This window comes from Nocardia aurantia, assembly GCF_009604425.1.
Taxonomy (GTDB): Bacteria; Actinomycetota; Actinomycetes; order Mycobacteriales; family Mycobacteriaceae; genus Nocardia; species Nocardia aurantia.
The window spans coordinates 418,730-444,060 of the sequence record NZ_WEGI01000005.1 but is presented as its reverse complement, the minus strand read 5'-3'; the positions used below and the strand labels follow the sequence as shown (position 1 = coordinate 444,060).

Below are 25,331 nucleotides of genomic sequence, written 5' to 3'. Positions count from 1 at the left end.
CTCCTTTTCCAGCGGATTTTCCAGCGGTACGGACAGGTGGAGCCGAAAAAAATATTAGTACTCATGCATGTGATGACCCGGTCCCGGGGGAGCGAACGCCAACGCCGCGCGGTCCGGAGACCACACGGCGATTACCGATCGAAAAGTATTCCGATCAGTCGACCAAACCCCAGTGCAGGACCCGGGAGGTGAACAGGACCAGGCCCAGCGACACCGTCGCCACCACGGCCAGGCCGACCACCGCGACGACCAGCGGCCGCCAACCGGTGCGACCCAACTCCCGGAAGTTGGTGTTCAGGCCGACCCCGGCAAAGGTTAGCAGGAAGGCCCAGCGCGACACGTTGGCCAGGTTGGTGATCTGCTTCGCGCTGATCCAATGCACCGTCGCCAGCGCCGAAACCGCCAGAAACCCGAGCACGAACTTCGGGAACTTCTCCCATACGAACGACGCCTTCGCCCGCACCCCCGGCGCGATCGCATCGGCCTCGCCGCGCGACGACCAGTACAGACCGAAACCGAGCACCACGAAACCGATGAGCGCGTTGCGCGTCGACTTCACCAGTACCGCGACCTTGCCCGCCGCATCGGAATACGCGTATCCGGTCGCGGTGGTCTCGGCCGTGTTGTCCACCGCGAGACCGGCCCACAACCCGAATTCGTGGTTGCTGAGCCCGATTCCGTGCCCGATCACCGGAAACAGGAACAGCGACACCGCCCCCAGCGTCAGGATCGCCGCGATCGCATAACCGACATCCTCGTTGCGCGCGCGAATCGCCCCGCGCGAGGCCACGATCGCCGACACCCCGCAGATGGAGGTGCCGATCGCGAGCAGCGAACCGAGCTTGCCGGACAACCCCAGCAGCCGTGCGGCTCCCAGAATGATCGCACCGGCCACGGTCATATCGATCAGGATGATCACGAAACTGGTCCCGCCCAGCTTCGCCACGTCACCGAGCACGAATCGCGACCCGAGCGCGACGATACCGGCCTTCAACCAGAATTCGTACGTGCCGATACCCGGCTTGAAGATCCGGTGCACCCCCACGGTATTCGCGATGATCAAACCGAAGACGATGGCCCACAACACGAATTCGATATCCGGGAACCGCCAGTGGTGATGTTTGGCGAAACTGTTCACCCAGATCTCGGTGTACTTGCCGAGCAGGCCGATCACGATCAACAGCAGGATCCCCGGCATGTACGCCAGAACCCCCCGCACCGGGGACTCGGACGAGTCGCCGGATTCAGCGGCGACAGAAGCTGTTTCGGTTGCCACGGCGTCACCACGGAATTCTCGGCAGCACGCCGGCGACGGCGAGCACGACGAACACGCCGGTCACGATGACCGCCCACCAGTCGACGCCGATCCGCGCGAATACGGATTGTCGCTGCGTGGGCTCGGGGCCCGGACTACTCATGACCGACTCCTCATCCGTGATGGTCAGCCGCAATGATGGGGCCGGCCATCACGGTGCGGAACGGATGGAATCACGGTGAGCACATGTCCGAATTGCCCGGACAGCCTGCAGAATCGGCTCTACGATGCCACCGCGCTCAGCGCGCGTTGAACTCGTCCCGCCAGCGCACCGCCTCGAGCACCTTCGACAGGTCGTAGTCCGGGCCACCCGTGCCCACAGTGAACAACGTCGCCCCCGCCGCGACGAATTCCGCCGCCTGCTCCGGCCCCGGCCACGCCACCGACCGCTCGATGCCCGCCGGATCGGTGCCGACCGCCGCGCAATGATCCGCGAGGATCTTCGATTTGTGCTCCAGCACATCGAGTTCCGCGAACGAATGCCAGATGTCGGCGTATTCGGCGACCAGCCGCAACGTCTTCTTCTCGCCACCCCCACCGATCAGGATCGGAATCTCCCGCAGCGGAGCCGGATTCAACTTCTTCAGCCGAGCGTCGATCCGCCCCAGATGTTCCTTCAGCAACGCCAGACGCGAACCGGCCGTACCGAATTCGTACCCGTACTCCTGATAGTCCCGCTCGAACCACCCCGCCCCGATCCCGAGGATCAACCGCCCCCCGGAGATGTGATCGACGGTCCGCGCCATATCCGCCAGCAGATCCGGATTCCGATACCCGGTCCCGGTGACCAGCGCCCCCAACTCGATCCGCTCGGTCTGCTCGGCGATCGCCCCGAGCATGGTCCAGCACTCGAAGTGCGCCCCGTCCGGATCCCCGTACAGCGGATAGAAGTGATCCCAGTTGAACACGACGTCCACGCCCGCGTCCTCGGACCGCCGCACAGCATCCCTGATCAACCCGTAATCGGGTGCCTGCTGCGGCTGCATCTGAACGCCGACACGAACCTGCCGACTCGTCATATCCGGCTCTCCTCGTTCTCGGGTGGCTGCCCGCCCGACGTTACCCGCGCCCCACCCACCGCGCCCGATCCGCACCGCCCACTCATCCCCCCGATGTCACCCCACCCCAGGCTGCGCACGCCGAACCGGCTCCGCCACCGGCACCGGCCGGCCGATCGACGGCCCCGAGCCCACCGGACCGATATCCGGTACCACGAACCGTTCCGACCGCACGGCCATGGCACGGCTCCGGGAGCCTTCCGCATTCCGCACGCCCTCACGGTCGCGAGTGTCCTCACGATCCCGCCCAGCCGTCCGCTCCAACATCAGGATCAAGTTGCGCTCGTCCCGATCATTCGGCCAATCCCGGTCCTTGCTGCGGATCACGAGGCGCTCCACATCCCCGTCGAGGGCCCAATCACTCACCAGATTGCGCACATTGGCCCGCCACTGCCCGCCGACCCAATGCTGCGGCAGCACCTCCCAGTCGTCCTCATCGACCAGACAGGACGCCCCCGCCACACCGTCCAGCACGGCCGCGAGAACATGGCCGTGCATCCGCACCACCACCCGCTGCGGAAACAGCGCCGCGACAGAGGTGACGGTTATCCGGCAACGTCCCTGAAAGGCCGACATGAGTCCTCACTCAACACCTTCCGATCCGCACCCGCATCCCGGTCGCACAGACCATTTCGCCGACCGGTCCGCCCATGTCCTCGAGGCACCGTCCTCCCGGTAGGCCGCCGAGCTCCGCGACACCTCATCACCGACCGACGACGCCGACCGCGTGATCACGCTGAGTAAGATGCCGTCTGCGGTGCCGCCGCACACCCTCTACTCGGATCGTCCGGCACGTTCCTGCCGGTGAAGGGATTGATTCAGCATGGCTACGGTCACGTTCGACCACGCGACCCGGTTGTACCCGGGCTCGGACACACCGGCTGTCGACAAACTGGACCTGGAGATCGCCGCCGGCGAGTTCCTGGTTCTCGTCGGGCCGTCGGGGTGCGGGAAGTCGACCTCGTTGCGGATGCTCGCAGGATTGGAGGAGGTCGATGGGGGGCGGATCCTGATCGGGGATCGGGATGTCACCCATGCCGAGCCCAAGCAGCGGGATATCGCGATGGTGTTCCAGAACTACGCGTTGTATCCGCACATGACGGTGGCGGAGAACATGGGGTTCGCGCTGAAGATGGCGAAGGTGCCGAAGGCGGAGAAGGACGAGCGGGTGCTGAAGGCCGCGAAGTTGCTGGATCTGGAGCAGTATCTCGATCGGAAGCCGAAAGCGTTGTCCGGTGGGCAGCGGCAGCGGGTCGCGATGGGGCGGGCCATCGTGCGGGAACCGCAGGTGTTCCTGATGGACGAGCCGTTGTCGAATCTGGACGCGAAGCTGCGGGTGCAGACTCGGACGCAGATCGCGCAGTTGCAGCGGCAGTTGGGCACGACCACCGTGTACGTCACGCACGATCAGGTCGAGGCCATGACGATGGGTGATCGGGTCGCGGTGCTGAAGGACGGGATGTTGCAGCAGTGCGCGAGTCCGCGTGATCTGTACCGGAATCCGGCGAATCTGTTCGTGGCGGGATTCATGGGTTCGCCGGCGATGAACCTGTTCACGCTGCCGGTGCGCGACGGTGCGGTGACGCTCGGTGGGCACGCGCTGCCGGTGCCGCGCAGTGTCACCGATGCCGCCGGGGGTGCTTCGGTCGTGGTCGGGATTCGGCCCGAGCATTTCGAGATCGCGGCGGACGGTGTCGCGATCGAGGTGGACGTGGTGGAGGAGCTGGGCTCCGATGCCTACGTCTACGGCCGCACGGCCGGCGACGGCGAAACCATTGTGTCCCGGGTGGATTGGCGTAATCCGCCCGCGAAGGGCGAGCGGTTGACGCTGGGCACCGACACCGAGCACACCTACTTCTTCGATCCGGCCAGCGGCCGCCGGCTGGCCTGACCGGTCGCCGCCGCGGGCCCGCGAGTCAGCGGCGGCGCCAGGATCGATTCACCCGCACCCGCACGTTCTCCAGCGGGACCTCGGTGCCGTCGGGAGCGCGCAGGTCCAGGCGCACCGGCTCGCCGGTGTCGTTCTCGACCCGCTCCAGCGGCGGCACCCCGTCCTGCAGGTACTTGTCGCCCCACTGCCACAACGCCAGCACGACCGGGAGCGCGTCGCGCCCGCATTCGGTGAGCACGTATTCGTGGCGAGTGCGTTTGCCCTCCTCGCGGTAGGGCTGTTTGCGCAGCAGTCCGGCCTCGGTGAGCCGCCGCAGCGCGGTGGCCGCGGCGGCGTCGGTGATGCCGACCCGGGCGGCGAATCCGTCGAATCGCGTGGTGCCGTACAGCGCCTCTCGCAGGATCAGGATCGCCGAGCGCGTGCCGATGACGTCCAACGCCTTGGCGATGGAGCATTCGGCGGGCTGCCAGGACGCGAGATCGCGTAACGGACCTTCCAGAACTACGGCCATGACCGACATCATAGCCCATCTGACTTGTGACAACTATTGCCAGCGCCTACTCTGACTATAGATCGGCCGAGTTAGGTAGCCGGCCGATTGCGACAATCGGAAGGACTGGCCATGAGAGACGCAGTGATCGTCGAAGCCGTGCGCACTCCCGTCGGCAAGGGCAAGGCGACCGGCGCCCTGCACGAGGTACACCCGGTGGACCTGCTCGCGCACAGCCTGCGCGAGGTGGTCGACCGCAGCGGGATCGACGCGGGTCTCATCGACGATGTGATCGGCGGTGTGGTCACCCAGGTCGGCGAGCAGTCGGTCAATGTGACCCGCCGTGCGGCGCTGGCTGCGGGCTATCCGGAATCGGTCCCCGCGACCACTGTCGACCGGCAGTGCGGCAGCAGTCAGCAGGCCATCCACTTCGCGGCGCAGGGCGTGATCGCCGGCGCCTACGACGTCGTGGTCGCCGCCGGCCTGGAGTCGATGAGCCGAATCCCGATGGGCTCCAGCACCATCGGCGCCACCGACCTCAACGGCGTCGCCTTCGCCGAACGCTATCCGGAAGAGCTTGTGCCGCAAGGCATCAGCGCCGAACTGATCGCGTCCCGCTGGGGCATCGGCCGCACCGCGATGGACGAGTTCTCCCTCGCCAGCCACGAGAAGGCCGCGGCCGCAACGAAGAACGGCCTGTTCGAGGCGCAGCTCGCACCGCTGGCCGGACTCGCCACCGACGAGGGCATCCGGGTCGGCAGTTCGCTCGAGACCCTCGGCGGCCTGCGGCCCGCGTTCTACCACGAGGGCTACGCGGCCCGCTTCCCGGAGATCGGCTGGAACATCACCGCCGCCAACTCCAGCCAGATCAACGACGGCAGCGCCGCGGTGCTGATCACCACCAGCGAGAAGGCGAAGGAGCTCGGCCTGCGGCCGCTGGCCCGGCTGCACAGCTTCGCCGTCGCCGGCGACGACCCGCTGCTGATGCTGACCGCGGTCATCCCCGCCACCCGCAAGGTGCTGCAACGCGCCGGGCTGCGACTGTCCGACATCGATCTGTTCGAGGTGAACGAGGCGTTCGCCGCGGTGGTGCTGGCCTGGGCCCAGGACACCGGCGCCGACCTGTCGAAGGTCAACGTGCACGGCGGCGCGATCGCGATCGGCCACCCGCTCGGCGCGTCGGGCGCGCGGCTGGCCACCACCTTGGTCCACGCCATGGCCGAGCGCGGCGCCCGGTTCGGGCTGCAGACCATGTGTGAGGCCGGTGGACTGGCCAACGCCACCATCTTCGAACGCTTGTAAGGACATCTCCGAGGCGATTCCCGGGATCGGGTGTTCACCGGACCCGGGATCGTTGTCCTATCATCTATGTAGATCGGATCTACATAGATGGGAGCAACGTGACAGTCGGGTTCATCGGGCGCAGGACAGAACTCGCGGTGCTGGGAAAGCGGCTGGAGTATGCGGCAGCGGCCGGAGTCGCCGTAGCCGTCCGCGGCCGCCGCCAAGTGGGTAAGTCCCGGTTGATCCAGGAATTCTGCGATCGCGCCCAGGTCCCCTACTGCTACTTCACGGCGACGAAGGGAGCCTCCCCGGTCGAATCCGTCGATTGGTTCGTCGGCTCGATTCGCGAATCGAGCTTGCCGGCCGATCGTGAACTCGTACCGACGCACGCCGCCGGCGGCTGGCCGGACGCGTTCCGCATCCTCGCCGCAGCGCTTCCCGATACCCCTTCGATCATGGTGATCGATGAGCTGCCCTGGCTGGCCGAGCAGGATGATCTGTTCGACGGCGCATTACAGACTGCGTGGGATCGCCTGCTTTCGCGTCGGCCCGTACTGCTTCTACTGCTCGGCAGTGATATTCACATGATGGAGCGGCTGACCGCGTACGACCGGCCGTTCTTCGGGCGAGCCGACAATTTGGTACTGGGTCCGCTGAATCCGGCCGAGGTCGGAGACGCCTTGACGTTGCCCCCCGCCGACGCCATCGACGCGCATCTCGTGTCCGGTGGTATTCCCGGAATTCTCCGCAGTTGGCCACCAGGGATGTCCGCCGCTGATTTCCTCCGGCAAGAATGTCTCGATCCGGCGGCGCCGGTCTTCGGCATACCGGAATCCACGCTGCTCGCGGAATTCCCCGCACCCGACCAATCACGCCGTGTGCTCGAAGCCGTCGGCAGTGGTGAGCGGACGCATGCCAATATCGCCGCCGCGGCCGGCAGCCGGGCCGGCGCGATTCCATCCGGGTCGCTCTCGCCGCTGCTGCAACGACTTGTCACGGAGAAGCGGGTCCTGGCGGTCGACGAACCGTTGTCCACGTCGCCGGGAAAACCCGCTCTGTACCGCGTGGACGACAGCAACCTGCGGCTGTATCTCGCTTTCCTGCGGACTGTTCACGAACTGGCGCGACGGGGACGCCCCGATGCGGCCATGACGGTTGTCGACCGGCAATGGCATACCTGGCGCGGCAGAGCGGTCGAACCGATGGTGCGGCAATCACTGGAGTTGGCCGCGCTGTCGGGCCGGCTACCGTGGCCGGATGTACAGAACGTCGGAGGTTGGTGGAATCGTCAGTTCAACCCCGAAGTGGATCTGGTCGGCGCCGATCGAGCACCCGTGGCGAGCCGGATCCATTTCGCGGGCTCGGTGAAATGGCTGGGCACCGCCTTCGACAAACACGATCTACACGAACTTCGCCGCTCGGCCGCACAAATTCCGGGATTCGACGGCAACGGGCTGGTCATCGCCTCGCTGTCGGGACTCGCCGAGAACGTCGTGCTGGGTGGCGACGAAATCATCTGGGGGCCGGGCCAGGTGATTCAGGCGTGGCAGGGGTGAATCACGGCCGGCCCGTCAAAGGTTGCGTGCGCCGAGGCCGTCCAGGATGAGGCCGAGGGTGAACTCGAAACGGTCCTCGGGGGTGCCCGCGGTCAGCTCGGCGGCGTAGCGCTTGGTGTTGGGCAGGGAGTCGGGGAGGGCGGCGAAGCGGTGCGGGAGTTCGTCCCGGTCGAGCGCCGAGCGGTCGGTAAGCGAATTCTCCAGGCAGAAGGCGTTGATGTAGAGGAACAGGGCGTCGATCGCCCAGGCCGCCGTCTGCGGATCGATGCCGCCGGACAGCACGATGGCCAGCATGCCCTCGCTGACGCGCAGGGTCTCCAGATTCGTCGGGACCACCGCCAGCGCCGCGAGGGAGGTACCCGGATAGCGCCGGTATCGGTCACGGATGCGCGTGCAGACGTCGATGAGCTGGGTACGCCAGGTGCGCGGATCCGGTTCGGGGAGTTCGATTTCCGCGCACAGCCGGCCTACCAGGAGGTCGTCCAGATCCTCCTTGTTGACGACGTGGGCGTAGAGCGACGCCGGACCCGTTTCCAGGGCGGCGGCCACTCGCCGCATGGTGAGCGCGGCGTAACCCTCTCGTTCGACGATGCCGAGCGCGGTCTCGACGATGACGTCGACGGTGATGGGCTGTTTGCGGCCCGCGGACGCGCCGCGCCTGGTCACGCCGGTGTCCTCGGCGAGGGGTTGCTGATGCCGTGCGGCACGTCGTCGCTGCGGGGGCGAGGCCATGAGGGGCAGTCTAGTGGTGAACGAGCATAGTTCTTGTTGACACGAACACTGTTCGTCTGTAGAACAATGTTCGTAAGAGTTCGATCGGGTTTCCGCGCTTCATCCGTGCCCGCCCGCTGCCGCATCGTCCGACGAAGCCGGAAGCTCGGCACGTCGAACACCGACAGTGACCGGACATCCACACCTCGACCGGCCACAGGCGACGGTTTCGGCCCATGGAATGTGGTCGGCACTCACCCCGGCACGCCATTGCCGCCGGGTCGGCTCGACCCCGGAACCACAGCGACCGTCCAGCCGGATCTCGTAGTCGAGACCGGTTGCGGTGCAAGCGATCCGGTATCCACAGCGAAGAGAGAATTCCATGTTCGAGAAGTTCACACCGACACCGCGAATCGACTGCGACGTGCTCGTGGCCGGCGCCGGACCGGTCGGGCTGATGCTCGCCGCGGAGCTGCAACTGGCCGGCGCGCGGGTGCTCGTCGTCGAGCGGCGGCACGAACCCGACACCGCGGTGAAAGCGGGCGGGATCAACACCGCCACCGCCGCCGCACTCGATCGACGAGGACAGCTGTCCGCCCTGGCGCCGGCGGCGGCGCGGCGACCCGCCTTCGCCGGTCATTTCGGCGGGATCCTCGTGCCCGCGGATCCGGTGGATCGCGACGATCCCGTCCTCCGCGGTCGCGGCGCGAACGGCTGGTTCATGGAGATCCCACAGCTCGAGGTGGAACGGGTTCTCGGCGCACGCGCGGTGGAACTCGGCGCCGAGGTGCGGCGCGGGGTCGAACTGCGCGGATTCCGGGCGGACGAGGACGGCGTCACGGTGCAGTTGGACGACGGCGATGTGCGCGCGGCCTGGCTGGTCGGATGCGACGGCGGCCGCAGTACGGTCCGGCGGCTGGGCGGTTTCGAATTCACCGGCACCGATCCCGGGATCACCGGCCGGCAGGCGGTCGTGGTCATGACCGGGGCCGAAGGTCTGGGGGCGGGCTGGCAGCACACGCCGACCGGGGTGTACGTGCACGGACCGATGCCGGGCCGGGTCCGGACCGTCGAATTCGACGGTCCGCCGGCGGATCGCGACGCACCGGTCACCGCCGCCGAGATCGAGGCGAGCCTGCGGCGGGTCAGCGGGGCCGACGTCCACGTCAGCGAGATCCACGGCGGCACGCGTTTCACCGACAACGCCAGGCAGGCGACGACCTACCGCCGCGGTCGCGTTCTGCTGTGCGGGGACGCCGCGCACGTGCATTCGCCGTTCAGCGGTCAGGGCCTGAACCTCGGCATCGGCGACGCCGTCAACCTGGGCTGGAAGCTCGCCGCCACGGTTCGGGGCGGAGCGCCCGAGGGCCTGCTCGACACCTATACCGCCGAACGGCATCCGGTCGGCGCCCGGGTGCTCGACTGGACGCGCGCGCAGGTCGCCGTCATGCGCGGCGACGCCGACAGCCGCGCGCTACGCCACGTGGTCACCGATTTCCTCGGCACCCGGGACGGATCCACCTACTACGCGCAGCAGGTCTCCGGGCTGGGGCAGCGGTACGAGCTCGGCGGCGGCCATCCACTGGTCGGGATGACGATGCCCGAACTCCGGCTGGACGACGGCACCCGCCTGACCGAGCACGCCCGCTCCGGCCGCACCTTGCTGGTCGACCTCGCGGGCGACGCCCGATTGCCGGCCCTGGCCGCCGCCTACCCCGGAGACCTGGACCTGATCCAGGGCCGCTCGGCCGGCGCCGGATCGGACGCGTTGCTGATTCGTCCCGACGGCTTCGTCGCGTGGGCGGCCGCGTCCGGCGACCTCTCCGGGCTGGAAACGGCGCTGACGCGCTGGGTCGGACGCGTCCCGGCCGCCTCGGCAGCGGTGCCGGCGAATTCGCCGCGACACACATAACCGGCCGCACCCGCTGCCTCGATACCGAGTACACGGCAGGCGGGTAGCACCGATCGCGCAAGCCGTGGCACCGTGGCTGCGGCGGTAAGCGGGAGACACGCGCGTTACGGCGCCCGGTTGCGGAGGCGTGCCGGTGGGGTACATCGACGGGGTCTCCTCTCGGGTCGGCCGGACCGCTCGAGATCTACTCTGACTTCATGAACGATCTGCTGGATCCCCGGGCCGCGTTCGTCTATGCGATCCCGCTGCGCACCCGGTTCCGGGGGATCACCGTCCGGGAGGGCGTCCTGATCGAGGGCCCGCACGGGTGGGGCGAGTTCTGCCCGTTCGCCGAATACGACGATCGGGAGGCCGCCGGCTGGCTGGCCACCACGGTGGAGCAGATCACCGTCGGCTGGCCCGCTCCCGTGCGCGACCGGATTCCGGTGAATTGCATCGTGCCGGCGGTGGATCCGGTCCGTGCGCACGCGATCGTGACCGAATCCGGTTGCCGGACAGCCAAAGTGAAGATCGCCGATCATCCCGGCTCGCTGCCCGAGGATCTGGCCCGGGTGGAGGCGGTCCGGGACGCGCTCGGGCCCGGCGGCGCGATCCGGGTGGACGCCAACGCGATCTGGGACATCGAGACCGCGGTCCACCACATCCAGCTCATCGAGAAGGCCGCCGGCGGACTGGAATACGTCGAACAGCCCTGCCGCGATGTCGAGGAACTGGCGGCCGTCCGACGCCGCATCGATGTCCGGATCGCCGCCGACGAATCCATCCGCCGCGCGGCGGATCCGCTCCGCGCGGCCGTCACCGAGGCCGCCGACATCGCCGTGCTGAAATGCACCCCGCTCGGTGGGGTGCGGCGCGCCCTGCGGGTCGCCGAGGCGGTCGGGCTGCCGTGCGTGGTGTCCTCCGCACTGGAGACCAGCATCGGCCTCTCGGCCCAGCTCGCGCTGGCCGGCGCGCTGCCGGAACTCGATTTCGCCTGCGGCCTGGGGACCGTGAACCTGTTCGAGGGGGATGTGGTGGCCGACTCGCTCCGGCCGGTCGACGGCCATCTCCCGGTTCTCAACACCCCACCGGCTCCGGATCCCGCACGGCTGCAACGCTTCCGGCATCCGGATCCGGACCGCGTGGAATGGTGGCGCACCCGGCTGGAGCGGGTGCGGCTACTGCTGCCCTGAACCGAGATGCCCGGTTCACCGAGAGGTCGCCGAATCCGGCTTCCCGTCCCGGACGCCCCGGCAGGTCGGCAACACCATGGTTTCGGCGGCGCGATCCTCGGGCCGATGCCACTCGCCGTCACGTGCCGAGGTCAGCCCAGCCGGACACCGCAGCCCAGCAAGGTGGTGCGCAAAACCAGGGCGGCTTCCGGGCCGACGATGCCGTCGACCAGATCGACGTAGCGGGAGCAGAATTCGGGACCGTGCGGGGCCAGGTCCGCGCCGGACGGCTCCAGATGGTGGGCCAGTTCGTGCAGGATCACCAATTCGCGCAGGGCCCAGGCGGTTTCGCCGGTGTGCAACGGGACCGCGAGGACCGCGTTCTCGAATTCGTAGTGCGCCGCGGCGGCTCCGGCGCGGGACCGCACCCTGATCGGTGCGGCGGCGCGGTCCCATTGCGCGCGAACCCAATTCAGGGACAGCACCTTGTCGGCGTAGGTCTGCACCGAGTCCACCGAGGCGAATTTCCGCTCGATCGGCAGGGTCAGGTGCGAGCCGTGCAGTTCCACCGCGCGGGCGCCGTGCTCGTCGGCGCGGTCGAAGATCCTGCGCACCAACCCTTCCGCGTCGTACACCCGCGACCGTTGACCGTCGCGCCCGCCGCTCATCGGGTTCGCACCGGCCCGGTCATCGGCCCGCCGCACAGCTGGGCGGGCATCAACGGTCGACCCCTGCGGCCGGTACGTCCGTTCCGCCGACCACTCGTACCGGATACCCGCTCGCACCGCCGCACACGAATGCCGGTGGCGTATCCGGGACAGCCGATGTTCACCGGCTCTCGTCCAACTGCCCCCGGGCGGCGCCCAATTCGGGGGCGGTGCCCAGGCGGGCGGCGCGGCCCGCGCGGTCGCCGGCGCGGCGGGCGGCGGGCGAATAGCTCGCCGACTCCTGCGGGCCACGCCAGGCCCCGCGCGCCTGTGACGTGCGGGAATAGAAGTCGGTCAGCTCCACGTCCTTGTCGCGCAGGGCGATCGCGGTGCCCGGGGCCGAATCCTCCTCGCGCAGGATCTCTTCCCGGACGTCGGCCTGCACCGTCGCCAGCCGCCGGCCGACGCGGGCAGCGAACGCCATCTGGAAGTTCAGCCGGGCCGTCACCGCGGCGACCGGGGCCTGTACGCGGCGCTGCACCTTACGGCCCCAGCGGGATTCGACCACGATCTTCTCCACGGTCGCCGTCTTGTACGCGCCCGACTTGATGTACTGGTCGGAGGCCCGCACCATCTGCACCAGCAGGCTCGCGTACAGCGCCTCGCAGGTGGCGATGTCGGTGTCGAATCCGTAGGCGTAGACCTGGGTGGAGGTTCGTGCCACATCACAACGAACGTCGTTGGCGGCGGCTATCGCCACGAAAAGTTGCACATAGGTGCGTAAACCGCGCTTGCCGGGCTCACCGATCGGGATCATCCGCTGGACCGGGGTGGCGCGCCGCTCGCGCCCGGCCACATGTGCCCGCGCCACCGCCAGATCGATCGAGGAACGCGTGGCCAGGCGTTGTGCGGCGGCGAGGAAGGCCTCGGCCTCGTGCTCGTTGTCGGTCGACTCGGCCTGCCGCAACAGGCCGCCGATTCGGGTCAGCAGCTTGTCCTGGGTCGGGGCGCCGGTCTGGGTGGACATGGCGGCCAGGATACGAGAACGGACCGACACTCCTCGGGCAGGAGAAGTGACGACCATGTATCTTCCCAAGGGCAACCGGCTGAGTGTGCTGGCGCTCACGTCTCGACCCTGGAGTATCCGCGATGGCTTTGAACAAGATGGCGCCCCGGCGTCGATCTCTCGTGTCCCGAGCCGCGCTGGCGGCAGCGTCGGCCGCTCTGCTGACCGCGGCGTTCACCAGCGCCTGTTCCAGTTCCGGCAGCAGCAATCCGCTGAGCGAGAACCTGTCCGGCCGTGGGCCCATCACCTACGTGGAGGGCAAGGACACCACCGAGACGGGCGTGGTGAAGCAGCTGGTCGAGCGCTGGAACGCCGCGCACGCGGACGAGAAGGTCACCTTCAAGGAACAGTCCAACGACGCCTCCGCGCAGTACGACGACCTGGCCCAGCACCTCGGCGCCAAGCAGCCGGACTACGACGTGATGGCGCTGGACGTCCCGTGGACCGCCGAATTCGCGGCCAAGGGCTGGATCCAGCCGCTGAAGGACTCGTTCTCGATCGACACGTCGACGCTGCTGTCGCCGACGGTCGCCAGCGCCACCTACAAGGGCACGCTGTACGCCGCGCCGCGCAACACCAACGGCGGCCTGCTGTTCTACCGCAAGGACCTGATCCAGAGCCCGCCCAAGACCTGGTCCGAGCTGCTGGCCGACTGCAATGTCGCCAAGTCGCACGGGATCGACTGCTACACCGGGCAGTTCAAGAACTACGAAGGTCTCACCGTGAACGCGGCCGAGGTGATCAACGCCTACGGCGGCACCTTCGTCGGCCCGGACGGCAAGACCCCCACCGTCAACAGCCCGCAGTCGCGCGCCGGCCTGCAGGTGCTCGTCGACTCGTTCAAGGACGGCGACATCCCGAAGGAGTCCACCTCCTTCACCGAGACCGAGAGCCAGAACGCCTTCGCCCAGGGCAAACTGCTGTTCCTGCGCACCTGGCCGAGCTTCTACGGTCCGGCCAACGCCGACTCCGCCGCGACCAAGGGCAACACCGGGGTCGCGCCGCTGCCCGGTAAGGACGGCATCGGCGCCTCCACCCTCGGTGGCTACAACGCGGCGATCAGCGCCTACTCCAAGAACAAGGCGACCGCGCTGGACTTCCTGCGCTTCCTGATCAGTGAGGACGCCCAGCACATCGTGGCCGACGGCGCCCTGCCGTCGGTGCGGGCCTCGCTGTACGACGATCCGGCGCTGATCGCGAAGATGCCGTACCTGCCCGCGCTGAAGGATTCCATCGCCAGCGCGGTGCCGCGGCCGGTCACCCCGTTCTACCCGGCGGTGTCGAAGGCCATCTCGGAGAACGCATATGCTGCCCTGACCGGGACCAAGTCGGTCGACGACGCGATCACCGGCATGCAGAAGGGCATCGAGGCCGCCGGTTCGTAACCGCCGTCCCCGATCCCGTCGAGTCGTTCCCGTAGGAGAGAGTCACGGTGTCAGATCCTTCGGGAACCACCGAGTCGGCCGCGCCCGCGAAACCGGCACGCGCCGGCCGCAGCCTGCTTCCCGGTTCGGGCCGGGCCTGGGTGTTCGTCGCGCCCGTGCTGCTGGCGCTGGCCGTGGTCATCGGCTACCCGGTGGTCCGGGCGGTGGTGATGTCCTTCCAGAAGGACTCCGGGCTCGACGCCGCCAGCGGCATGTTCGTCCAGGGCGGCGGCGCGGGCTTCGACAACTACACACACTGGCTGCTGCAGCAGTGTCAGTTGCCCGGCGGCAGCATCGAAACCTGCCCGACCGGCAACCTCGGTTCGCAGTTCTGGGCGGCGATCGGCATCACCCTGCTGTTCACCGTGGTGACCGTCCTGCTGGAGACCGCGCTCGGGCTCGGCATGGCGGCGGTGATGGGCAAGACCTTCCGCGGCCGCGCGGTGCTGCGCGCCGCGGTGCTGATCCCGTGGGCGATCCCGACCGCGGTGACGGCCCGGTTGTGGGAGTACATGTTCCAGTACGACGGCGTGGTGAACCACCTGTTCGGCACCCACATCCTGTGGAAGACCGATCCGTGGCCGTCACGGTTCGCCGTGATCATCGCCGACGTCTGGAAGACCACCCCGTTCATGGCGCTGCTGCTGCTGGCCGGACTCCAGGTGATCCCCGGTGACGTCTACGAGGCGGCCCGGGTCGACGGCGCCTCGGCCTGGCAGCGGTTCACCAAGATCACGCTGCCGTTGCTGAAACCCGCGCTGCTGGTGGCCGTGCTGTTCCGGACCATGGACGCACTGCGGCTGTACGACCTGCCCGCGATCATGATGGGTGGCAATCCGTCCACCCGGACGATCTCGATGCTGGTCGTCGACCAGGTGCGCCAGGGTCCCAACAGCGCCTCGGCACTGTCGGTCATCACCTTCCTGATGATCTTCGCGGTCGCGTTCCTGCTGGTGAAGGTGCTCGGCGCGAATGCCGTCGCCACTCAGGAAGACCAGCGGAAGGCGCACTGATGACGAAACGCCTGAAATCCGCGCGGATCTACGTCGCCGCGCTGATCGTGCTCGTCTGGGGGCTGGGCCCGTTCTACTGGATGGCGGTCACCGCGTTCCGGGATCCGGCGTACACCTTCGACAGCACCCCGTGGCCCACCCACGTCACGCTGGCCAACTTCCAGCACGTGTTCGACACCACCCGCGGTAACGACTTCGGCCGGGCGCTGATCAACAGCGTCATCATCGGCGCGGCCACCATGGTGATCGCGCTGCTGCTCGGCATGCTCGCCGCGTACACGCTCGCCCGGGTGAACTTCCGCGGCAAGGGCGTGGTGTCCGGACTGATCCTGTCGGCCTCGATGTTCCCGGTCGTGGTGCTGGTGACGCCGCTGTTCCAGCTGTTCACCGATCTGGGCTGGATCGGCCACTACCAGGCGATGATCATCCCGAACATCTCCTTCGTGCTGCCGATGACGGTGTACACGCTGGCGTCGTTCTTCACCGAACTGCCCTGGGAACTGGAGGAGGCGGCCCGCATCGACGGCGCCGGCCGGTTCCAGGCCTTCCGGCTGGTGATGCTGCCGCTGGCCGCACCCGCCGTGTTCACCACGGCCATCCTGGCGTTCATCGCCGCGGTCAACGAGTACCTGCTGGCGCGACTGCTGTCGTCGGACAAGACCGAGCCGGTCACCGTCGCCATCTCCCGGTTCTCCGGCAACGATCCGAAGGTGCCGCCGTACGTGGAGATCATGGCGGCGGGCACCCTGGTCACGGTGCCGCTGGTGATCATGGTGCTGATCTTCCAGCGTCGCATCATCGCCGGTCTGACCGCGGGCGGCGTCAAGAGCTGAGCCCGGCTCGCTGTCGGACCCCGCTGCTACGATCACGAATCATCTTGGCGCGGTGGGGTTGTGTGCCCGGTCGCGGGCATGAAGGCTGGGTTATTCTTCGTTCGTGGTGCTATTCCACCGGTAGCTCGTACAGGTTCACCGATTTCTCCGGGAGGAGATGACCGTGAGCTCGAATCGCAAGCGGCGCCGCCCCGGCCCGCAGGATCGCGAAGACTCGCGCGCACGGTCGGAGGGTTCTCGGCTTTCGGAGGGTGCATCCGGTGATGCCATACCGGCCGGGGAACAGCCGCCGCCGGCCGAGCCACCGGTCGTCTCGACGATCGCCGGCTGGAAAGAGATCGAATCCGTCACCGCGCGCCGCCGGGCGGCCGCCGCCCGTCGTGCCCGCACCCCGTTGCAGCGCCGCCTCCGGCCGTCGCCCCGGGATCCCTCGGCGCCACGGCCGAAACGGACCCGCAACCAGCGCATTCTGCGAGCGGTGGCGGCCGTGTTCCTCCTCTTCGTGGTGATCCCGTCGCTGCTGCTGGCCCTGGCCTATTGGAGTGCGGAGATCCCGGATCCGTCGGCGGTCCGCAGCAACCAGATCGCTACCGTCCTCACCGCCGACGGCAGTACCGTGCTGGCGACGGTGGTGCCGCCGAAGGGCAACCGCACCCCGGTCCCGCTGTCCGATGTGCCGCAGCCGGTCCGCTACGCGATGCTCTCGGCCGAGGACCGGCATTTCTACACCAATCCCGGCTACGACACCAGCGCCTATCTGCGTGCCGCGCGGGACAACCTGTTCGGTCACGACGACGCCGGGGGCGGTTCCACCATCACCCAGCAGTACGTGAAGAACGCGTTCCTCACCTCGGATCGCACCCTGTCACGCAAGATGCGCGAGCTGATCATCTCCGCCAAGATGGCCCGGCAGTGGAACAAGGACGACATCCTCGCCGCCTACTTCAACACCATCTACTACGGCCGCGGCGCGTACGGCATCGCGGCCGCCGCGCGCGCGTACTTCGGCAAGTCGGTGCCGGAACTGACCCTCGCCGAGGGCGCAGTGCTGGCCGCAGTCGTCCGCACGCCGGCGCTGCTGGATCCGGAGACCCACCTCAACCAGTTGAAGGCGCGCTGGGCCTATGTGCTCGACGGCATGGTGGAGATGAACTGGCTCGCGCCCGGCAATCGCGACGCCCTGGTGTTCCCGCCCATCGCGCCGATCGCGCCGCCCGCCGACGACGGCGCCCAGGGACCGGCGGGCCTGATCCGCACCGCGGTGCTGCGCGAGTTGAAGGACGCGGGCATCAGCGACCAGGAGGTCGACACGGGCGCGCTGCGGATCGTCACCACGATCGACGCCCGCGCCCAGCAGGCCGCCCTCGACGCCGTGCACAACTCGCTCGACGGCCAGTCCGCCGATCTGCGCAGCGCGGTGGTGTCGATCGATCCGCACACCGGCGCGGTCCGCGCGTATTACGGCGGCGAGGACGGAGTCGGCTTCGATTTCGCGCAGGCGCCGTTGCAGACCGGTTCCGCGTTCAAGACCTTCGCGGTGATCGCCGCACTGCAGCAGGGCATGCCGCTGTCGTATCAGCTGGACAGCTCACCGGTCACCGTCAACGACACCAAGGTCACCAACGCCGAGGGCGACTCCTGCGGGGTGTGCTCCATGGCCGAGGCCTTCAAGCGCTCGCTGAACACCAGCTTCTACCGGCTCACCGAGGCGGTCGGACCGAAGGCGGTCGCCGACGCGGCCCATATGGCCGGTATCCCGGAACAGATTCCGGGCGTGCCCGGCCGCACCCTGACCGAACCGGACGGCATGCCCACGCCCTCGATCGTGCTGGGTTCGTATTCGGTGCGGCCGATCGATATGGCGTCGGCGTACGCCACGATCGCCGCGGACGGCATCTATCACAAGCCGTACTTCGTGCAGCAGGTCGTCGCGGGCGACGGCCGGGTTCTGCTGGATCGTGGCACCGAGGGCGCGAAGGGCGTACTGCCGCCGGGCCAGCAGCGGCTGCCGCGGACCATCGCCGACACCACCATCCAGGCGATGCTGCCGATCGCCGGATACTCCAACGGGCATGTGCTCGCCGGCGGGCGGCCGGTCGCCGCCAAGACCGGCACCACCCAGCTCGGCGACACCGGTGCCAACAAGGACGCCTGGATGATCGGCTTCACCCCCTCGCTGTCGACGGCGGTGTGGATCGGCACCGCGCAGTCCGAGGCCATCCGGGCCCACGGCGCGGCGATCTGGGGGTCCACCGTGCCCGCCGACATCTGGAAGCACACGATGGACGGCGCGCTGCGCGGCACCCCGGTCGAGGAGTTCCCGGCGCCGCCCGAACCGTCGATCGCGTCCGGGCCGTTCTGGTCGATCGCGCCCGCGACCCCCAGCGCGCCCGCGGTCTCCGGAGCGCCCGCGCCGAGTTCGTCCTCCGCACCCGGTCAGGGCCCGTTCGACGTGCTGGCGCCGCCGAGTTCGCCGCCGCCGGTGATCAGCTTCCCGCCCGCCCCGGAACCGGCGCCCGCGCCGGAGCCGCAACCCGAGCCGTTCCCCGGGGAGATCTTCCCCGGACTCCACGTCCCCGGCCTAAGGTAGGCACAGCGCGAATCCGGTATCCGACCATCGCGCCCGGCGCGCCGATAGGGTGGGAAGCGTGAAGCGCGGTGCGCCTGGGATTCTCGGTGCTACTCCGAGGCGGCCGCCGCGCGCTGCGATGGGCCGATACGGCGCGACGGTGGCAGGATGCGGAAGGATGTGCGCGAAAGTGATGGACCAGGGAGCCGGGTGGGATTCCATACAGCACGAGACATAGGGGCGACACCGATGGACTTCAATGTCGTTGAGCGCCACGAGACGCTGGTAGCCGGGACGGTGCTGCGCAGCCCGGCCCTGGCGGTCGAGGGACCGCGCCGGCTGAAGGTGGAGGAGGCGTGGAAACGAAATCTCGCCCGCACCCTCCCCGGCCCACCGGCCACCGCGTACGTGGACCACGCGCCGGAGATCGGCTCGTACCTCACCCATATCGTCGGCTACCGCTGTGAGAGCCTCGCCGAGTTGCAGCCCGGCGACGTGCTCGCGCGGGTCCCCGCCGGACGTTTCGCCCGCTTCCAGAGCACCGGCGACAATCTGGGCGACATCATCGTGTCGATCTGGCGGGCGGTGTGGGATCTCGAGGCCGCCGGCACGCTGGTGCGGTCGTACACCGGTGATTTCGAGCACTATCCGGATTCGCACACCGTCGAGGTGTTCGTCGCCCTGGCCGACGAGACCGCGACCGGGAACAGGTAGAGGGGTACGCGTGGATTTCGAAATCGTGCGATTGGCGGAGAGCCTGGTCGGCGGGCTCACGGTCCCCCTGGCCGGCCGTGAGGTCACCGCACGCGATCTGGATCTGGTGAACTTCACCTGGGACCGGTACCTGGCCCGGCAGAAGGACGCGCCCCGCGTCGCCGCCTACATCGGCCAGAACGACCATGCCGTCGCCGTCCTCGGCTACGAGCTGGCCGGCCTCGACGATCTGGACACCGGCGACGTGCTGACCCGCATCCCGGCCGGCCGCTACGCCCGCTTCGTGGTCACCGACAAGCCGTACGACCTGCTGCGCACGGCCTGGGCCGCGGTGGCGCGCGCCGAGAACGCGGGCACCATCACCCGCTCGCACACCGCCGAGATCGAGCGGTACACCGGCCCGGCCTCGGTCGAGGTCTACGTCTCCCTGGACTGAGACGAAGCACCCCTGCACTCTCGGCTCAGCGCCGAGAGTGCAGGGGTGACCGGCTGATCTGGCGAGGACATGGGTAACTCCCCGGGAAACTCCCACCCGAGCGGCGCCCGGGTGGGACCTGGAACCAACTCCCGAGGCACCTACGACATGGCCTGAATCGCGGAGAGGCGGTATGGCCTGAATCGCGGAGAGGCGGTCAAGCGCCTATGATGAACGCCTCGAGCTGGGTGCGGGCGACGTCGTCGGCCAGCTGCTTCGGGGGCGACTTCATCAGGTAGGCCGAGGCCGGCAGGATCGGGCCGCCGAGGCCGCGGTCCTTGGCAATCTTCGCGGCGCGGATCGCGTCGATGATGATGCCCGCCGAGTTCGGCGAATCCCACACCTCGAGCTTGTACTCCAGGTTCAGCGGCACGTCGCCGAAGGCGCGGCCCTCGAGCCGCACGTAGGCCCACTTGCGGTCGTCCAGCCAGCCGACGTGATCGGACGGGCCGATGTGCACGTCGTTGGCGCTCATCTCCTTCTTCAGGTTGCTGGTGACAGCCTGGGTCTTGGAGATCTTCTTGGACTCCAGCCGCTCGCGCTCGAGCATGTTCTTGAAGTCCATGTTGCCGCCGACGTTCAGCTGCATGGTGCGATCGAGCTGGACGCCGCGATCCTCGAACAGCTTCGCCATCACCCGGTGGGTGATGGTCGCGCCGACCTGGCTCTTGATGTCGTCGCCGACGATCGGGACACCGGCGTCGGCGAACTTCTGCGCCCACACCGGGTCGGAGGCGATGAACACCGGCAGCGCGTTGACGAACGCGACGCCCGCGTCGATCGCGCACTGCGCGTAGAACTTGTCGGCCTCCTCGGAGCCCACCGGCAGGTAGGACACCATCACGTCGACCTTCGCGTCCTTCAGCGTCTGCACCACGTCGGCGGGGTCGGCCTCGGACAGCTCGATGGTCTCCGCGTAGTACTTGCCGATACCGTCCAGCGTCGGGCCGCGCAGCACGGTCACGCCGGTGGGCGGCACGTCGGAGATCTTGATGGTGTTGTTCTCGCTGGCGAAGATCGCGTCCGACAGGTCGAAACCGACCTTCTTGGCGTCGACGTCGAACGCGGCGACGAACTTCACATCGCGGACGTGGTAGGGGCCGAACTTGACGTGCATGAGGCCGGGCACGGTCGAGGTCTCGTCCGCGTCCTTGTAGTACTGGACGCCCTGGATCAGCGACGACGCGCAGTTACCCACACCTACGATGGCGACGCGAATCTGGTTCGCGTGTTCAGCCGTGTTGACATCACTCATGGCCGATATTTCCCTCTTTCTGTGGTGCCGCGTTCAGTGATTGCTCTGCTGCAATCAACTCGTTGAGCCAGCGCACTTCGCGCTCGCTCGATTCGAGGCCGAGTTGGTGGAGCTGGCGGGTATAGCGATCCAGGGTTCCGCTGGCCCGTTTGATCGCCTCGCGCAGTCCCTCCCGGCGCTCCTCGACCTGCCGTCGCCTGCCCTCGAGAATCCGCATGCGCGCCTCGGCGGGCGTGCGGTTGAAGAAGGCGAGGTGGACGCCGAAGCCGTCGTCCGTGTAGTTCTGCGGGCCGGTGTCGGCGAGCAGTTCACCGAACCGCTCCCGGCCGAGCTCGGTCAGTTGATAGACCCGGCGGGCGCGGCGGGTGATCGCCCCGACCGGGCTCTCCTCGGCGAGTAGTCCGTCCTCCTGCATACGTCGCAGGGTCGGATACAGCGATCCGTAGGAGAAGGCCCGGAACGGCCCCAGCAGGCCGGTGAGCCGCTTGCGCAGCTCGTAGCCGTGCATGGGCGACTCCAGGAGCAGCCCGAGAATCGCCAGTTCGAGCATCGGGCCTCACCTCCTGACTGTTGTACAGACCTAACCGTCGATGCGATTACCCACTATATCGGAGCGATACATCTTCGCGCAGGGTGTTCGAGACCACCGCCCAGCGGCCTCAAAGCGCCACACCCGGCCTCAGCGCGGGCGGCTACTCTGGGTGGCGTGCAAATCCAGCGGCAGGTGGTCGACTACGCGCTCCGGCGCCGGTTGCTGCTGTCCGATGTCTATGCGGGCCGCGTCGCCATGGCCGAGGTCTGCGACGCGAATCCGTATCTGTTGCGAGCGGCGAAGTTTCACGGCCGGCCGAGTGACTCCACTTGTCCCATCTGCCGCAAGGAGCAACTGACCCTCGTATCGTGGGTCTACGGCGACGGACTGGGTCCGATGGCCGGCTCCGCGCGAACCCCCGAGGAGTTGGCCCGGATGGCCGAAACCCGCGAGGAGTTTTCGGTGCATGTCGTCGAGGTGTGTCGGACCTGTAGCTGGAACCATCTGGTGCAGTCCTACCTCCTCGGTCGCGCTCCGACGTCGACTCGTCGCCGGGCCGGCAATCGTCGGACCGCCGCCGAATGATGGGGACCTTCGGCTGAGACGGGGGGCACCTGCGTGCCCGTACCCAGCGCCACCCGGACCGACTTCGAGTAATGGAGATCCAGCCTGTGACTTCGCCCTACGACGATGGACCGCAAGGCGGACGCCCCCCGCGGGGCCCACAACCGGGCCCGGGGGGCTATCCGCCGCCCCGGCCGGCCGGGCCGCCGCCGGGACGTCCGCTGCCGCCGGTTCGTCCAGGGCAGGGTCCCGGGCCCCAGGGCGGTCAGCCGCCGCGCGCCCCCGGCCGGCCGCCGCAGCCCGGTGATCCGACGATCCGCCGCGGCCCCGCCGACGGCGATCCCCGGCGTCCCCCGCCGCCGCGCGGCCCGAACGAGCCACCGCGCGGGCCCAACGGGCAGCCGCCGCGCGGGGGGCAGCCCCCGCGCGATCCGAACCGCCCGCCGACCGGCCCGAACCGCCGGACCGAACCACCCGGGCGGCCCGGGGTCCCGAACGAATCCCAGGCCACCCAGAAGATCCCGAAGGACGCGCTCGACAGCCCCACCCGGCGGGTGCAGCGCGCGATGCGCCCGGCCGGTTCCGGCGCCCCGCCGAGCGGTCCGGGCCGCGGTGGCCGCGGCCCGGGTGGCAGACCCCCGGGCAGACGCCGCTCGACCTGGCGGATCGTCCGCCGAGTGTGTTACGTCTTCATCGCGCTGATGTTCATCGCGCCCAGCGCGATGTTCCTGCTGTCGTACAGCACGGTGAAGGTGCCGCAGCCGGACGATCTGAAGACCAACCAGGTGGCGACCATCTTCGCCGCCGACGGCACGAGTGTGCTCGGTAAAGTGGTGCCGCCGCAGGGCAACCGCACCGATGTCACCATCGACCAGATCCCGCCGCACGTGCGTAACGCGGTGATCGCGGCCGAGGACCGCACCTTCTACACCAACCCGGGCTTCTCCATCTCCGGCTTCGGTCGCGCGCTGTACCGCAACGCCACCGGCCAGGACGACGCCGGCGGTGGTTCCACGATCACCCAGCAGTACGTCAAGAATGCCATGGTCGGTAACGAGCATTCGCTCTCCCGCAAGGTGCGCGAGCTGGTGATCTCGTCCAAGATGGCGCAGCAGTGGAGCAAGGACCAGATCCTCACCGCGTACCTGAACACCATCTACTTCGGCCGTGGCGCGTACGGCATCGACGCGGCGTCCAAGGCGTACTTCGACAAGAAGGTGCAGGACCTGACGGTCGCCGAGGGCGCGGTGCTGGCGGCCACCATCCAGCAGCCGTCCAACCTCGATCCGGAGAAGAACCCGAAGGGTGCGCAGGCCCGCTGGAACTACGTGCTGGACGGCATGGTCGCCGGGGGCAACCTGGCCGCGCCCGACCGGCAGAAGCTGGAGTACCCGCAGGTCGTCACGGCCGCTCAGCGCGAGAACGACGGCGGCCTGGGCAGCGGCCCGGAGGGCCTGATCAAGACCCAGGTGCTGGACGAGCTGTCCGCCGCCGGCATCAACGAGCACCAGCTCAACACGCAGGGCCTGACCATCACCACCACCATCGACGCCAAGGCTCAGCAGGCCATGATCGACGCGGTGAACAAGAACATGGACGGCCAGCGGCCCGAGGTGCGTACCGCCGCGGTGTCGATCGACCCGAAGACGGGCGCCGTGAAGGCGTACTACGGCGGCGACAACGGTCAGGGCTTCGACTTCGCCAACGCCGGCCTGATGTCCGGTTCGACGTTCAAGGTGTTCGGCCTGGCGGAGAATCTGGAGCTGGGCAAGCCGCTGTCGACGATGTACGACAGCGCGGATCTCACCGTGAACGGCATCAAGATCACCAACGCCGAGGGCGAGACCTGTGGCACCTGCACCATCGCCGAGGCCCTCAAGCGCTCGCTGAACACCAGCTTCTACCGCATGGAGCTGGACATGCCGAACGGCCCGGAGAAGATCGCCGCGATGGCGCACAAGCTCGGCATCCCGGACACCATCCAGGGCGTCGGCAAGACCCTGACCGAGCCCGACGGCAACGGCCCCAACAACGGCATCATCCTGGGCCAGTACCAGGTCCGCCCGCTGGACATGGCGTCGGCGTACGCGACGATCGCCGCCTCCGGCGTCTACCACAAGCCGCACTTCGTGCAGAAGGTCGTGGCCGCGGACGGCACCGTCCTGCTCGACCGCGGCCAGGTGCCCGGCGAGCAGCGGGTCGCGGCCGCGGTGGCCGACAACGTGGTCGCCGCGATGGAGCCGATCGCCGGCTGGTCGCTCAACCACAACCTCGCCGGGGGGCGTAAGTCCGGCGCCAAGACCGGTACCACCCAGCTCGGCGACACCGGCCAGAACCGCGACGCCTGGATGATCGGCTTCACCCCCTCGCTCGCGACCGCCGTCTGGGCCGGTACCGAACAGGGTGTCGCATTGAAGACACCGGGCGGCGCGATCATGTACGGCTCCAACCTGCCGTCCAACATCTGGAAGGACACCATGGACGGCGCGCTGAAGGGCACGCCGAACGAGGACTTCCCGAAGCCCGCCGCGATCGGCGGCCAGGCCGGTGTGCCGTCCTGGTCCGCGCCGTACACGCCGGCGTCGACGACCCCGCGTGCGCCGTTCGAGCCGCCGGTGGTGGTCACCCCGTCGCAGGTGGAGATCCTGCCCGGCGTGAAGATCCCGGTCCCCGGGCTCGCGCCCAACCCGCGGCAGCAGCCGCAGCAACAGCAGCAACCGGACGAGCAGCAGGAGTCGGGGCCGGGCCCGTTGCCCGGTCAGCCGATGGCCACCTCGGAGGGCGCGGCGCCGACCACCAGCGGTGGTGGCGGCGGCGGATACTCCCAGGGCGGCGCCGGGACCGGGACCTATCCGACTCGGCAACGGTAGC

The 25,331-nt window shown here is 68.5% G+C and carries 23 protein-coding genes; 13 read left to right on the top strand and 10 right to left on the bottom strand.

Translation table 11 applies throughout. The features are described 5' to 3' along the window. Positions 1 to 154: 154 nt before the first annotated feature. The 4 genes from NRB56_RS13735 to NRB56_RS13725 form a co-directional block, all read right to left on the bottom strand. Positions 155 to 1,219 carry a YeiH family protein gene (locus tag NRB56_RS13735; RefSeq protein WP_406603479.1) on the bottom strand — a complete coding sequence of 355 codons (1,065 nt, stop codon included), beginning with the start codon at positions 1,217 to 1,219 and terminating at the stop codon, positions 155 to 157. Between the two features lie 61 nt (positions 1,220 to 1,280). Beyond that, complete coding sequence (locus NRB56_RS38320; protein WP_194290839.1) at positions 1,281 to 1,418, bottom strand: hypothetical protein; 138 nt, start codon at positions 1,416 to 1,418, stop codon at positions 1,281 to 1,283. A gap of 136 nt (positions 1,419 to 1,554) precedes the next feature. Next, complete coding sequence (locus tag NRB56_RS13730) at positions 1,555 to 2,334, bottom strand: LLM class F420-dependent oxidoreductase (RefSeq protein WP_153341937.1); 780 nt, start codon at positions 2,332 to 2,334, stop codon at positions 1,555 to 1,557. Between the two features lie 96 nt (positions 2,335 to 2,430). Further along, entirely contained in the window at positions 2,431 to 2,949 is a 519-nt protein-coding gene (locus NRB56_RS13725) for a hypothetical protein (RefSeq protein WP_153341935.1), read from the bottom strand. A 247-nt stretch (positions 2,950 to 3,196) separates the two neighbouring features. Between NRB56_RS13725 and NRB56_RS13720 the strand changes: the two genes are divergently transcribed. Then, positions 3,197 to 4,264 (top strand): ABC transporter ATP-binding protein, encoded by a 1,068-nt coding sequence (locus tag NRB56_RS13720; protein ID WP_153341933.1) that lies wholly within the window; start codon positions 3,197 to 3,199, stop codon positions 4,262 to 4,264. Between the two features lie 25 nt (positions 4,265 to 4,289). Here NRB56_RS13720 and NRB56_RS13715 read toward each other — a convergent pair whose 3' ends face one another. Continuing rightward, the gene (locus tag NRB56_RS13715) at positions 4,290 to 4,787 is read right to left on the bottom strand and encodes a winged helix-turn-helix transcriptional regulator (RefSeq protein WP_153341931.1); all 498 of its coding nucleotides are present in this window, start codon (positions 4,785 to 4,787) and stop codon (positions 4,290 to 4,292) included. Between the two features lie 99 nt (positions 4,788 to 4,886). On the opposite strand from NRB56_RS13715, the gene NRB56_RS13710 reads away from it, so the two are divergent. Next, positions 4,887 to 6,056, top strand: a complete 1,170-nt coding sequence (locus tag NRB56_RS13710) for a thiolase family protein (protein ID WP_153341929.1) — start codon at positions 4,887 to 4,889, stop codon at positions 6,054 to 6,056. Positions 6,057 to 6,154: 98 nt separating this feature from the next. After that, positions 6,155 to 7,594: an ATP-binding protein gene (locus NRB56_RS13705; RefSeq protein WP_319942964.1), complete on the top strand. Its 1,440-nt coding sequence runs from the start codon at positions 6,155 to 6,157 to the stop codon at positions 7,592 to 7,594. A gap of 15 nt (positions 7,595 to 7,609) precedes the next feature. Here the strand turns inward: NRB56_RS13705 and NRB56_RS13700 are convergent, their stop codons facing one another. Continuing rightward, a complete protein-coding gene (locus NRB56_RS13700; RefSeq protein ID WP_153341927.1) occupies positions 7,610 to 8,326 on the bottom strand; it encodes a TetR/AcrR family transcriptional regulator in 717 nt (238 codons plus the stop codon). Positions 8,327 to 8,687: 361 nt separating this feature from the next. Here NRB56_RS13700 and NRB56_RS13695 point away from each other — a divergent pair, with 361 nt between their 5' ends. Both NRB56_RS13695 and NRB56_RS13690 read left to right on the top strand, forming a co-directional pair. After that, entirely contained in the window at positions 8,688 to 10,217 is a 1,530-nt protein-coding gene (locus NRB56_RS13695) for an FAD-dependent monooxygenase (protein WP_153341925.1), read from the top strand. Between the two features lie 197 nt (positions 10,218 to 10,414). Then, positions 10,415 to 11,389: an o-succinylbenzoate synthase gene (locus NRB56_RS13690; RefSeq protein ID WP_153341923.1), complete on the top strand. Its 975-nt coding sequence runs from the start codon at positions 10,415 to 10,417 to the stop codon at positions 11,387 to 11,389. 131 nt (positions 11,390 to 11,520) lie between these two features. Here the strand turns inward: NRB56_RS13690 and NRB56_RS13685 are convergent, their stop codons facing one another. After that, positions 11,521 to 12,036 carry a TIGR04338 family metallohydrolase gene (locus NRB56_RS13685; RefSeq protein WP_153341921.1) on the bottom strand — a complete coding sequence of 172 codons (516 nt, stop codon included), beginning with the start codon at positions 12,034 to 12,036 and terminating at the stop codon, positions 11,521 to 11,523. Positions 12,037 to 12,196: 160 nt separating this feature from the next. Further along, positions 12,197 to 13,042, bottom strand: a complete 846-nt coding sequence (locus tag NRB56_RS13680) for a DUF2786 domain-containing protein (RefSeq protein WP_153341919.1) — start codon at positions 13,040 to 13,042, stop codon at positions 12,197 to 12,199. A gap of 122 nt (positions 13,043 to 13,164) precedes the next feature. On the opposite strand from NRB56_RS13680, the gene NRB56_RS13675 reads away from it, so the two are divergent. The 6 genes from NRB56_RS13675 (at position 13,165) to NRB56_RS13650 (ending at position 20,070) form a co-directional block, all read left to right on the top strand. Then, positions 13,165 to 14,466, top strand: a complete 1,302-nt coding sequence (locus tag NRB56_RS13675; RefSeq protein ID WP_153341917.1) for an ABC transporter substrate-binding protein — start codon at positions 13,165 to 13,167, stop codon at positions 14,464 to 14,466. Between the two features lie 47 nt (positions 14,467 to 14,513). Next, a complete protein-coding gene (locus NRB56_RS13670) occupies positions 14,514 to 15,518 on the top strand; it encodes a carbohydrate ABC transporter permease (RefSeq protein ID WP_319942963.1) in 1,005 nt (334 codons plus the stop codon). Beyond that, complete coding sequence (locus NRB56_RS13665) at positions 15,518 to 16,351, top strand: carbohydrate ABC transporter permease (RefSeq protein WP_194290838.1); 834 nt, start codon at positions 15,518 to 15,520, stop codon at positions 16,349 to 16,351. Before NRB56_RS13670 ends, NRB56_RS13665 begins: the two co-directional genes overlap by 1 nt. 157 nt (positions 16,352 to 16,508) lie before the next feature. Beyond that, positions 16,509 to 18,941, top strand: a complete 2,433-nt coding sequence (locus NRB56_RS13660) for a transglycosylase domain-containing protein (RefSeq protein WP_153341915.1) — start codon at positions 16,509 to 16,511, stop codon at positions 18,939 to 18,941. 228 nt (positions 18,942 to 19,169) lie between these two features. Next, positions 19,170 to 19,634: a GyrI-like domain-containing protein gene (locus NRB56_RS13655; RefSeq protein WP_153341913.1), complete on the top strand. Its 465-nt coding sequence runs from the start codon at positions 19,170 to 19,172 to the stop codon at positions 19,632 to 19,634. A gap of 10 nt (positions 19,635 to 19,644) precedes the next feature. Then, positions 19,645 to 20,070 carry a GyrI-like domain-containing protein gene (locus NRB56_RS13650; RefSeq protein WP_319942962.1) on the top strand — a complete coding sequence of 142 codons (426 nt, stop codon included), beginning with the start codon at positions 19,645 to 19,647 and terminating at the stop codon, positions 20,068 to 20,070. Positions 20,071 to 20,266: 196 nt separating this feature from the next. Here the strand turns inward: NRB56_RS13650 and NRB56_RS13645 are convergent, their stop codons facing one another. Together NRB56_RS13645 and NRB56_RS13640 are read right to left on the bottom strand one after the other, a co-directional pair. Then, a complete protein-coding gene (locus NRB56_RS13645; protein WP_153341911.1) occupies positions 20,267 to 21,364 on the bottom strand; it encodes an inositol-3-phosphate synthase in 1,098 nt (365 codons plus the stop codon). Next, the gene (locus NRB56_RS13640; RefSeq protein WP_153341909.1) at positions 21,357 to 21,914 is read right to left on the bottom strand and encodes a PadR family transcriptional regulator; all 558 of its coding nucleotides are present in this window, start codon (positions 21,912 to 21,914) and stop codon (positions 21,357 to 21,359) included. Before NRB56_RS13640 ends, NRB56_RS13645 begins: the two co-directional genes overlap by 8 nt. Positions 21,915 to 22,070: 156 nt before the next feature. On the opposite strand from NRB56_RS13640, the gene NRB56_RS13635 reads away from it, so the two are divergent. Both NRB56_RS13635 and NRB56_RS13630 read left to right on the top strand, forming a co-directional pair. Continuing rightward, positions 22,071 to 22,481: a DUF5318 domain-containing protein gene (locus NRB56_RS13635; RefSeq protein WP_319942961.1), complete on the top strand. Its 411-nt coding sequence runs from the start codon at positions 22,071 to 22,073 to the stop codon at positions 22,479 to 22,481. 680 nt (positions 22,482 to 23,161) lie between these two features. Next, positions 23,162 to 25,330, top strand: a complete 2,169-nt coding sequence (locus NRB56_RS13630) for a transglycosylase domain-containing protein (protein ID WP_406603478.1) — start codon at positions 23,162 to 23,164, stop codon at positions 25,328 to 25,330. Position 25,331: the final 1 nt, after the last annotated feature.

What these genes read in the sequence shown, in the direction of transcription:
- NRB56_RS13720 (WP_153341933.1), top strand. Translation starts at nt 3,197, where the DNA reads ATGGCTACGGTCACGTTCGACCACGCGACCCGGTTGTACCCGGGCTCG.
- NRB56_RS13725 (WP_153341935.1), bottom strand. Translation starts at nt 2,949, where the DNA reads ATGTCGGCCTTTCAGGGACGTTGCCGGATAACCGTCACCTCTGTCGCG.
- NRB56_RS13640 (WP_153341909.1), bottom strand. Translation starts at nt 21,914, where the DNA reads ATGCTCGAACTGGCGATTCTCGGGCTGCTCCTGGAGTCGCCCATGCAC.
- NRB56_RS13715 (WP_153341931.1), bottom strand. Translation starts at nt 4,787, where the DNA reads ATGATGTCGGTCATGGCCGTAGTTCTGGAAGGTCCGTTACGCGATCTC.
- NRB56_RS13645 (WP_153341911.1), bottom strand. Translation starts at nt 21,364, where the DNA reads ATGAGTGATGTCAACACGGCTGAACACGCGAACCAGATTCGCGTCGCC.
- NRB56_RS13680 (WP_153341919.1), bottom strand. Translation starts at nt 13,042, where the DNA reads ATGTCCACCCAGACCGGCGCCCCGACCCAGGACAAGCTGCTGACCCGA.
- NRB56_RS13730 (WP_153341937.1), bottom strand. Translation starts at nt 2,334, where the DNA reads ATGACGAGTCGGCAGGTTCGTGTCGGCGTTCAGATGCAGCCGCAGCAG.
- NRB56_RS13665 (WP_194290838.1), top strand. Translation starts at nt 15,518, where the DNA reads ATGACGAAACGCCTGAAATCCGCGCGGATCTACGTCGCCGCGCTGATC.
- NRB56_RS13630 (WP_406603478.1), top strand. Translation starts at nt 23,162, where the DNA reads ATGTTCATCGCGCCCAGCGCGATGTTCCTGCTGTCGTACAGCACGGTG.
- NRB56_RS13685 (WP_153341921.1), bottom strand. Translation starts at nt 12,036, where the DNA reads ATGAGCGGCGGGCGCGACGGTCAACGGTCGCGGGTGTACGACGCGGAA.
- NRB56_RS13690 (WP_153341923.1), top strand. Translation starts at nt 10,415, where the DNA reads ATGAACGATCTGCTGGATCCCCGGGCCGCGTTCGTCTATGCGATCCCG.
- NRB56_RS13675 (WP_153341917.1), top strand. Translation starts at nt 13,165, where the DNA reads ATGGCTTTGAACAAGATGGCGCCCCGGCGTCGATCTCTCGTGTCCCGA.
- NRB56_RS13695 (WP_153341925.1), top strand. Translation starts at nt 8,688, where the DNA reads ATGTTCGAGAAGTTCACACCGACACCGCGAATCGACTGCGACGTGCTC.
- NRB56_RS13700 (WP_153341927.1), bottom strand. Translation starts at nt 8,326, where the DNA reads ATGGCCTCGCCCCCGCAGCGACGACGTGCCGCACGGCATCAGCAACCC.
- NRB56_RS13655 (WP_153341913.1), top strand. Translation starts at nt 19,170, where the DNA reads ATGGACTTCAATGTCGTTGAGCGCCACGAGACGCTGGTAGCCGGGACG.
- NRB56_RS13660 (WP_153341915.1), top strand. Translation starts at nt 16,509, where the DNA reads ATGACCGTGAGCTCGAATCGCAAGCGGCGCCGCCCCGGCCCGCAGGAT.
- NRB56_RS38320 (WP_194290839.1), bottom strand. Translation starts at nt 1,418, where the DNA reads ATGAGTAGTCCGGGCCCCGAGCCCACGCAGCGACAATCCGTATTCGCG.
- NRB56_RS13710 (WP_153341929.1), top strand. Translation starts at nt 4,887, where the DNA reads ATGAGAGACGCAGTGATCGTCGAAGCCGTGCGCACTCCCGTCGGCAAG.